The organism is Streptomyces sp. (assembly GCF_031178505.1).
Lineage (GTDB): Bacteria > Actinomycetota > Actinomycetes > Streptomycetales > Streptomycetaceae > Streptomyces > Streptomyces gulbargensis.
The window spans coordinates 1-9,326 of sequence record NZ_JAPSIW010000211.1; the positions used below are offsets into that span (position 1 = coordinate 1).

The 9,326-nt window shown below is 72.1% G+C and carries 7 protein-coding genes; 6 read left to right on the plus strand and 1 reads right to left on the minus strand.

What is annotated here, in order from left to right:
* From RIF68_RS16240 to RIF68_RS16260, 5 genes are all read left to right on the plus strand, one after another.
* A partial coding sequence (locus RIF68_RS16240) for an NADH-quinone oxidoreductase subunit L (RefSeq protein ID WP_309051970.1) occupies positions 1 to 1,293 on the plus strand: 1,293 nt, incomplete at its 5' end.
* Positions 1,294 to 1,297: 4 nt separating this feature from the next.
* Positions 1,298 to 2,884, plus strand: a complete 1,587-nt coding sequence (locus tag RIF68_RS16245) for an NADH-quinone oxidoreductase subunit M (RefSeq protein ID WP_309051971.1) — start codon at positions 1,298 to 1,300, stop codon at positions 2,882 to 2,884.
* The gene (nuoN, locus tag RIF68_RS16250) at positions 2,881 to 4,530 is read left to right on the plus strand and encodes an NADH-quinone oxidoreductase subunit NuoN (protein WP_309051972.1); all 1,650 of its coding nucleotides are present in this window, start codon (positions 2,881 to 2,883) and stop codon (positions 4,528 to 4,530) included. The genes RIF68_RS16245 and nuoN overlap by 4 nt, the downstream gene beginning before the upstream one ends.
* Positions 4,531 to 4,873: 343 nt before the next feature.
* Positions 4,874 to 5,794 carry a helix-turn-helix domain-containing protein gene (locus RIF68_RS16255; RefSeq protein ID WP_309051973.1) on the plus strand — a complete coding sequence of 307 codons (921 nt, stop codon included), beginning with the start codon at positions 4,874 to 4,876 and terminating at the stop codon, positions 5,792 to 5,794.
* A 46-nt stretch (positions 5,795 to 5,840) separates the two neighbouring features.
* Entirely contained in the window at positions 5,841 to 6,677 is an 837-nt protein-coding gene (locus tag RIF68_RS16260; protein WP_309051974.1) for a carbohydrate-binding protein, read from the plus strand.
* Positions 6,678 to 6,743: 66 nt separating this feature from the next.
* Here RIF68_RS16260 and fahA read toward each other — a convergent pair whose 3' ends face one another.
* A complete protein-coding gene (gene fahA, locus RIF68_RS16265) occupies positions 6,744 to 7,970 on the minus strand; it encodes a fumarylacetoacetase (RefSeq protein WP_309051975.1) in 1,227 nt (408 codons plus the stop codon).
* Positions 7,971 to 8,263: 293 nt separating this feature from the next.
* Here fahA and RIF68_RS16270 point away from each other — a divergent pair.
* On the plus strand, positions 8,264 to 9,326 hold a 1,063-nt coding region (locus tag RIF68_RS16270; protein ID WP_309051976.1), incomplete at its 3' end, for a peptidase.

The window sequence follows — 9,326 nt, forward strand, 5'->3', positions numbered from 1 at the left end:
ATCGGCCTGATGCTGCTCCTGGCGGCCTGCGGCAAGTCGGCCCAGGTGCCGCTGCAGTCCTGGCTCGGGGACGCGATGGAGGGCCCGACCCCGGTCTCGGCCCTCATCCACGCGGCGACCATGGTCACCGCCGGTGTCTACCTGATCGTGCGCTCGGCCGACATCTTCAACGCCGCCCCGGACGCGCAGCTCGTCGTGACCATCGTCGGCGCCGTCACGCTCCTCTTCGGTGCGATCGTCGGTTGCGCCAAGGACGACATCAAGAAGGCGCTGGCCGGCTCGACGATGTCGCAGATCGGCTACATGGTCCTCGCGGCCGGCCTCGGGCCCATCGGCTACGCCTTCGCGATCATGCACCTGGTGACGCACGGCTTCTTCAAGGCGGGTCTCTTCCTCGGCGCCGGTTCGGTCATGCACGGCATGAACGACGAGGTGGACATGAGGAAGTACGGCGGCCTGCGGACGTACATGCCGGTCACCTTCGTCACCTTCGGCCTCGGCTACCTCGCCATCATCGGCTTCCCCGGCCTGTCGGGCTTCTTCTCCAAGGACAAGATCATCGAGGCGGCCTTCGCCAAGGGCGGCACCGAGGGCTGGATCCTCGGCTCCGTGGCCCTGCTGGGCGCGGCCATCACCGCGTACTACATGACCCGCGTGATGATCATGACCTTCTTCGGGGAGAAGCGCTGGCAGCCGGCGCCCGACGCCGACACCGTGCCCGGGGCCGAACCGGCCGCCGAGCACGCCGCGGGCCGGATGCCGCACCCGCACGAGTCACCGAAGTCCATGACCGTCCCGATGATCCTGCTGGCCGTCGGCTCGGTCGGCGCGGGCGCCTTCTTCGGCATCGGCGACCGGTTCGTGAACTGGCTCGCCCCCGTGACCCGGTTCGAGCACGGACACCCGCCGATCAGCGCCGGAGCCATCACCGCCGCCACCGTCGCCGTGATGGTCGTCGGCGTCACGATCGCCTACCTCCAGTACGGCCGCCGGCCCGTCCCGGTGGTCGCCCCGCGCGGCTCCCTGCTCACCCGGGCCGCCCGCCGCGACCTCCTCCAGGACGACTTCAACCACGTCGTCCTGGTCCGGGGCGGCGAGCACCTCACCCGCTCGCTGGTCTACGTCGACCACACCCTGGTCGACGGCGTGGTCAACGGCACCGCCGCCTCCGTCGGCGGACTCTCCGGCCGGCTGCGCAAGCTCCAGAACGGCTACGCCCGCTCGTACGCGGTCTCCATGTTCGGAGGTACGGCGGTGCTGATCGCCGCGACCCTGCTGATGAGGGCGGTGTAATCCCATGTCCTTCCCGCTCCTGACGGTCACGGCAGCGGTGCCGGCGGTCGGTGCGATCCTCACCGCCGCCGTGCCCGCCGCCCGCCGTACCGCCGCCAAATGGCTGGCGCTGCTCGTCTCGCTCGCCACGCTCGCGCTCGCCGCCGTGATCTTCGTACGGTTCGAGCCCGGCGGCGAGCGGTACCAGCTGACCGAATCGCACGCCTGGATCAAGGACTTCGGGGTCCGCTACGAACTGGGCGTCGACGGCATCGGGGTCGCGCTCATCGGCCTCACCGCCCTGCTGATCCCCTTCATCGTCCTGGCCGGCTGGCACGACGCCGACCCCGCGGAGACGTCCTCGAAGAGGTGGCGGCCGACCCAGGGCTTCTTCGCCCTGATCCTCATGGTCGAGGCGATGGTGATCCTCTCCTTCGAGGCCACCGACGTCTTCCTCTTCTACATCCTGTTCGAAGCCATGCTCATCCCGATGTACTTCCTCATCGGCGGCTTCGGCGACCGGGCCCACGCGGGCTCCGACGAGAACGCGGCGGCCCAGCGCTCGTACGCGGCAGTCAAGTTCCTGCTGTACAACCTGGTCGGCGGGCTGATCATGCTGGCCGCCGTCATCGGGCTCTACGTGGTCGCGGGGAACTTCTCCCTCACCGAGATCGCCGAGGCCCGGGCCAACGGCTCGCTGGAGATGGCCACCAGCACCGAGCGGTGGCTGTTCCTCGGCTTCTTCTTCGCCTTCGCGGTGAAGGCGCCGCTGTGGCCGCTGCACACCTGGCTGCCGAACGCGATGGGGGAGGCGACCGCACCGGTCGCCGTCCTCATCACCGCCGTGGTCGACAAGGTCGGCACCTTCGCGATGCTCCGCTTCTGCCTCGGCCTCTTCCCCGAGGCCTCGACGTGGGCCACCCCGGCGATCGTCGTCCTCGCCCTGATCAGCATCGTGTACGGCGCGCTGCTCGCGGTCGGCCAGCGGGACATCAAGCGGCTGGTCGCCTACGCGTCGATCTCCCACTTCGGCTTCATCGTCCTCGGCATCTTCGCGATGACCAGCCAGGGCCAGTCCGGCGCCACGCTCTACATGGTCAACCACGGCATCTCCACCGCCGCCCTCATGCTGGTCGCCGGCTTCCTCATCTCCCGGCGCGGTTCCCGGCTCATCGCCGACTACGGCGGTGTGCAGAAGGTCGCCCCGGTCCTCGCCGGCACCTTCCTCATCGGCGGCCTCGCGACCCTGTCCCTGCCCGGACTCGCCCCCTTCGTCAGCGAGTTCCTGGTCCTCGTGGGCACCTACGCCCGCTATCCGGTGGCCGGTGTCGTCGCCACCACCGGCATCGTCCTCGCCGCGCTCTACACCCTCGTCCTCTACCAGCGGACGATGACCGGGCCGGTGAGGGAAGAGGTGAAGACCCTGCCCGACCTGCGGGCCCGGGAGCTGGCGGTGGTCGTCCCGCTGATCGCCGTCCTGATCTTCCTCGGCGTCTTCCCCAAGCCCCTGACGGACGTCGTCAACCCGGCGGTCCGGCACACCATGTCCGACGTGCAGCAGAAGGACCCCCAGCCCGCTGTGCCCATCCAGAACGCGGAGGCGGCCAAGTGAGTACAACGGCTGTCCACGACCTGTGGACGACGGCCGCCGAGCCGATCGGCAAGATCCCGGCGCCGCACATCGAGTACGCGCAGCTCGCGCCCGTCCTCATCGTCGTCGGTGCCGCGATCCTCAGCGTCCTGGCCGAGGCCTTCGTGCCCCGCAGGGGCCGCTACCTCAGCCAGGTCGTCCTGAGCGTCCTCGCCCTCGCGGCCGCCTTCGCCGCCGTCGTCGCCCTCGCGGCCGGCGGACACGCCACCACGAAGGCCGGCATCGCGGCCATGGGTGCGATCGCCGTCGACGGGCCCGCCCTCTTCCTCCAGGGCACGATCCTGCTCGCCTCGATCGTCGCCGTCCTCACCTTCGCCGAACGGCGGCTCGACCCGGCCGACCACGGCCACAGGGTCGACTCCTTCGCCGCCGAGGCCGCCGCCGTCCCCGGCAGCGACCAGGAGAAGGCGGCGGTCAGGGCAGGCTTCACCACCACCGAGGTGTACCCGCTCGCCCTGTTCGCCGTCGCCGGCATGCTCGTCTTCCCGGCGGCCAACGACCTCCTGACGCTGTTCGTCGCCCTGGAGGTCTTCTCCCTCCCGCTGTACCTGCTCTGCGCCGTCGCCCGCCGCAAGCGGCTGATGTCGCAGGAGGCCGCCGTCAAGTACTTCCTGCTCGGCGCCTTCTCCTCCGCGTTCCTCCTCTTCGGGATCGCCCTGCTCTACGGCTACGCGGGCTCCGTCTCGTACGCCGCAATCGCCGACGTCGTCGACGGCCGCCTGGCCTCCGTCGACCCGGCGCTCGCCGCCACCATGGGCAACGACGTGCTGCTGCTCATCGGCTTCGCCATGGTGCTGATGGGGCTCCTGTTCAAGGTCGGCGCGGTGCCGTTCCACATGTGGACCCCTGACGTCTACCAGGGCGCCCCGACGCCGGTCACCGGCTTCATGGCCGCCGCCACCAAGGTCGCCGCCTTCGGAGCCCTGCTCCGCCTGCTGTACGTGGTGCTCCCGGGGCTCACCTGGGACTGGCGGCCGGTCATGTGGGCCGTCGCCATCGTCACCATGCTGGGCGGCGCGATCATCGCCATCACCCAGACCGACATCAAGCGGCTCCTCGCCTACTCGTCGATCGCGCACGCCGGGTTCCTGCTCGCCGGTGTCATCGCGGCCACCCCGAGCGGCGTCTCGTCCGTGCTGTTCTACCTCGGCGCGTACTCCTTCGTGACCATCGGCGCCTTCGCCGTCGTCACGCTCGTCCGGGACGCGGGCGGCGAGGCCACCCACCTCTCCAAGTGGGCCGGGCTCGGCCGCCGTTCGCCGCTCGTCGCGGCGGTCTTCGCGGTCTTCCTGCTCGCCTTCGCCGGCATTCCGCTCACCTCCGGCTTCTCCGGGAAGTTCGCGGTCTTCAAGGCGGCGGCGGAGGGCGGCGCCGGGGCGCTCGTCGTGGTCGGTGTGATCTCCTCGGCGATCGCCGCGTTCTTCTACATCCGGGTGATCGTGCTGATGTTCTTCAGCGAGCCGAAGGCCGACGGCCCCACCGTCGCCGTGCCCTCGGCGCTCACCACGGCCACCATCACCGCCGGTGTGGCCGTCACCCTGGTGCTGGGCCTCGCGCCCCAGTACTTCCTCGACCTCGCGAGCCAGGCGAGCGTCTTCGTGCGCTGACGGGGCGCTCACCCCGTACGGAAGGGGCCCGGCTCACCACGAGCCGGGCCCCTTCCGCGTGCCTACCGCTGCGGTGTGCCCTCCGGGGCACGGGAGGCGCCCTCGGGGCAGTCGCAGTGCACGCGCGGACATGTGGGTGTGCTCCTCGTGGAGGTGGCGCGGCCCCTACGGCGGCGCCCGTCACGGGCGGGTTCTCCCCCGCTCCCGTCACCCCGGCGGCATCGGCCGCGCACCGGGGCCGCCGCATGCCGGGTGGCCCATTGGAGGGGGTGACCGCGGGGCCCGGCCGTGCCATCGTGGAGGCCGCCATATTGGTCTGTACCAGCGAGAGGAGAGCCGCACCATGCGCGGTACCACCGCGTTACCCGGCAGTCCCTGCGTCACCCCCCGGAGCGGGGAGCCGCCCCTGCACCGCCTGGAGGTGCGCCTGCCCGGGCAAGTGCCCTTCGCCGCCGGGGGGTTCGACGCCCTGGGTCCCATGTCGCGGGCCGCGTTCCCGCACCGGCACACGTTCTACGAGATCGTCCACGTCGTCACCGGAAGCGGGGTGCACGTGCTCGACGCGGAGCGGTACGAGGTGCGCCCGCCGCAGCTGGGAGTGATCCTGCCCGGGCAGGTGCACCACTGGGAGGGCGTGCGCGGGCTCGACGGGTCGCTCGTGCTGTTCACCCCCGAATTCCTGGGTGGCGGGGGCGGGGACGAGGCGCTGTTGCGGAGGCTGGGGGAGCGGCCCTGGGTGGACCTCGACGAGGCGACGCACCGGCGCACGGCGCTGCTCATGGAGGAGCTGGCCGAGGAGTACCGGCACGGTGACGACGGGTTCGCCGGGGTACTGCGGTCGCTGCTGCACGTGCTGCTGGTCCGGGCCGCGCGACTGCCCGGCGCCGGTGCCGGGCCCGCGCCCGCACGGGGGGTCGCGGAGGAGTTCGTACGGCTCGCCGGGCGGGCGGCGACGGAGGGGCCGACCGTACGGGAGTGCGCCGAGCGGCTCGGGGTGACGCCCGGATACCTCGCGGAGACCGTGCGCGCCGCCACCGGACGTACCCCCGCCGCCCTGCTCCGCGAGGCCCGGACGCGCGAGGCCCAACGGCTCCTCACCGCAACCGAACTGACGGTACGGCAGATCGCGGCCCGGGTCGGGTTCGCCGACCCCGCCTACTTCTGCCGCTTCTTCCGGCGCGAGACCGGCCTCAGCCCGGGTGACTTCCGAAAACACCACGACCACCGCACTGCGTCCCTCGTCCCCGCCGACCCGCGCGCCTAGGTTCGATGCCGATCCCGCAGCCCCCACCAGAGGAGCAGGCACCGGTATGGACAGGAACATCGAGAGCGAGACCGGCGGCACCGGACACGTCACCCGCAAGGCCGTCCTGCGCGCCGCGCTCGCCGCAGGACTCACCGCGCCCGCCGTGCTCATGGGCGTCCCCGCGCTCGCCCGCACCCTCACCGGGAGCGAGGTGCCGCCCGCCCTCACCCCCGCCTGCGACGACGGCGACGACCCGACGCCCCCGCAGACGGAAGGCCCGTACTTCAAGCCGAACTCGCCCCGCCGCACCAGCCTGGTGGACGCGAGCACACCCGGCACCCGGCTCACCGTCAGCGGCTACGTCTTCGGCCTCGCCTGCCGGCCGGTCGCCGGTGCCCTGCTCGACTTCTGGCAGGCCGACGTCAACGGAGCCTACGACAACACCGGATTCCGCTTCCGCGGCCACCAGTTCACCGACGCGAGCGGCGCCTTCCGGCTCAGCACGATCGTCCCCGGCCTCTACCCGGGCCGCACCCGCCACATCCACGTCAAGGTCCAGGCCCCCGGCCGCCCGGTGCTCACCACCCAGCTGTACTTCCCGGGCGAACCCCGCAACAACACCGACTCGATATTCGACCCCCGGCTGCTCATGACCGTGCGGGACGCGGGCGGCGCCAGGGAGGCCGCCTTCGACTTCGTCCTGAACGTGCCGCAGCACCCGGGCCCGAGCCCCACGCCGACCCCCACCGGGACGCCCGGCGGCACCTGGGCCGCCGGAACCGCCTACCGGCCCGGCGACTCCGTGACGTACGGCGGCCGGGGATACGCCTGCCTCCAGGCGCACACCGCCCAGGCCGGCTGGGAGCCGCCGAACGCGCCCGCCCTCTGGCGGCTCCTCTGACGGGCGGCCGCCCGGCGGTCGTACGGCCCCCGTGGGAGCGCGGTACGACCGCCGGGCGGCCTCCGATCAGGCGGAAGGAACGATCCGGCCCCGGACCTCGCCCAGCGCCACGCGCGTGCCGTCCGGGCCCGGCGCCCACGCCGTGAGCACGACCTCGTCGCCGTCCTCCAGGAACGTCCGCTTGCCACCGGCGAGTTCGAGTGCGTCCCGGCCGTTCCACGTCAGCTCCAGGAGCGAACCGCGCTGGTTCACCTCGGGCCCGGACACCGTCCCCGAGCCGTACAGGTCACCCGTGCGCAGCGAGGCGCCGTTCACCGTCATGTGGGCGAGCTGCTGGGCCGCCGTCCAGTACATGGTGGAGAACGGCGGCTCGGCGACCACCTCGCCGTTGATCTCCACCGTGATCCGCAGGTCGAAGCCGCCCGGCTCCTCCTCGCCCGCGTCGTCCAGGTACGGCAGCAGCGGGAAGTCCCGCGCCGGCGGGGCGGTCCGGGCCGCGTCCAGCGCCTCCAGGGGCGTCACCCACGCCGACACCGAGGTCTGGAACGACTTGCCCAGGAACGGGCCCAGCGGCACGTACTCCCAGGCCTGCACGTCCCGCGCCGACCAGTCGTTCAGCAGCGTCAGACCGAAGACGTGCTCCCGGAAGTCGCTCAGCGGGACCGGCCGGCCCAGCTCCGACGGGGTGCCGACGAGGAAGCCGACCTCCGCCTCGATGTCCAGTTTCACCGACGGGCCGAAGACGGGGGCCGCGTCGGACGGCGCCTTGCGCTGCCCGGAAGGCCGTACGACATCGGTCCCGGAAACCACCACCGTGCCGGCACGGCCGTGGTAACCGATCGGCAGATGCTTCCAGTTGGGGGTCAGCGGCTCACCGTCGGGACGGAAGATCCGGCCCACGTTCGTGGCGTGGTGCTCGCTCGCGTAGAAGTCCACGTAGTCCGCGACCTCGTACGGCAGGTGCAGCGTCACCGCGTCCAGCGGGTGCAGCAGCGGCTCGATGTCGGGGCGGTGCGCCGGCACCGTCACCCAGGCCGTCAGCGCCCGCCGCACATCACGCCAGGCCGTCCGGCCCGCGGCGAGCAGCGGGTTGAGGCTCGGCTGCGCGAGCAGCGTGGCGTACGGGGAGCCGAGCGCGTGCGCCGCGGCCCCCGCGTCCAGCACGTACCCGCCGATGCGGACGCCGAGCCTGCGCCGGCCGGGCTCGTCGGCGGTCGAGAAGACGCCGTACGGGAGGTTGTGCGGGCCGAAGGGGTCGCCCTCGGCCAGGTCGAGCGGGCTGTGCTCGGGCATGGCTGCGTGCCTCGCTTTCCACGTGTGTGGGGGACACGTTACGGGGCGGGCCGCCGGGCGCGGATGACATGGATCACAGAGAAACCGGGGCCTCCGTGGGCAACTGTCCCGCTTCGGGCGCTTTGCGGTCGGAGCGGCGCCGGACCCCCGCCCGAGCTGCGGGAAAGCGGCCCCCGCGCGATGGTGCGGCCCCCTACGATCAGCGTGGCGCCGCGCCCGCGTGAGCAAGCCGCCGGCGCGCGCCCCACCACACTCTTCTCGCAGTTCCTCTGACCAGGAAAAGGCCCACACCTGTGAAGATCCGCCGCATCCTGGCGACCGCCGTCGCCGCCGCCGTCACCACGCCGGTCGTGTTCCTCTCGGCCGGCCCCGCCTTCGCCGCACCCACCCCGACGCCCGCGCGGACGCAGGCCCCCGCGACCCACGAGGACGGGGAGAAGCCGTCCCTGGAGGAGCTGGAGGAGGCCGTCGACAAGGCGCGGGCCAAGGTCGCCGAGCTCGAGGCGCAGCGCAAGGCGGTCCTGAAGGACCTCGACGAGAACAACATCGACGAGGCCCTCAAGACCGAGCTCGCCGCCGCCAAGGAGGCCCTCAAGACCGCCCAGGACGCCAAGACCGCCGCCGACACGGCCCTCGTCGCGGCCGAGGACGCCCTGAAGAAGCTGCCCGGGACGGCCACCGGGCAGGAGAAGGCGGACGCCGAGAAGGCCGTCGCCGACGCGAAGAAGGCCGTCGAGGAAGCCGCCGCCACCCTGGCCGCCGCCAAGCTCCGCCACGACAAGGCCGACACCGCGTTCGACGACGCCGTCGTCGCCCTGGCGAAGAAGGCCCACATCCTCGGTGAGAGGCTGAAGCTGGCCAAGCAGGAGCTCGCCGACGCCCGGGACGCCCTCGCGGGCTTCGAGGAGCTGCCCGAGGAGTGCGAGGAGGGCGAGGCCCTCGCCGTCCAGGTGACCGGCCCCACCAGCGTCACCGCCGGGACCAGCGCGGTGTTCTCGCTGAAGGTCAGGAACACCTCCGAGCGCACCCTCGACGCCGTCGAGGCCTACGCCTTCGCCGCGACCCTCCCCACCGACTGGGAGGAGATCGACGAGAACGAGGAGCCGCCGAGCGGCTGGAACAAGTTCATCACCGTCGAGTGGTCCTCCGCCAAGAACCCGGCGTGGAGCCCGCTCTCCGAGGAGTTCGACGGCATCGAGCTCGGCGCCCTCGCCAAGGGCGGCCAGGCCGACGTGAAGCTGCGCCTGACCGTCGACGCCAAGACGCCCACCGCCCAGGGCGTGGCCTTCGCCGCCGGCGCGTACGAGAACGAGGACGGCTCCTGCGGCTTCGGTGACGACTCCAAGGCCTTCTTCG

Bases quoted from the DNA above. Each gene is read 5' to 3' on its own strand.
- RIF68_RS16255 (WP_309051973.1), top strand. From the start codon at position 4,874: ATGCGCGGTACCACCGCGTTACCCGGCAGTCCCTGCGTCACCCCCCGG.
- RIF68_RS16260 (WP_309051974.1), top strand. From the start codon at position 5,841: ATGGACAGGAACATCGAGAGCGAGACCGGCGGCACCGGACACGTCACC.
- fahA (WP_309051975.1), bottom strand. From the start codon at position 7,970: ATGCCCGAGCACAGCCCGCTCGACCTGGCCGAGGGCGACCCCTTCGGC.
- RIF68_RS16245 (WP_309051971.1), top strand. From the start codon at position 1,298: ATGTCCTTCCCGCTCCTGACGGTCACGGCAGCGGTGCCGGCGGTCGGT.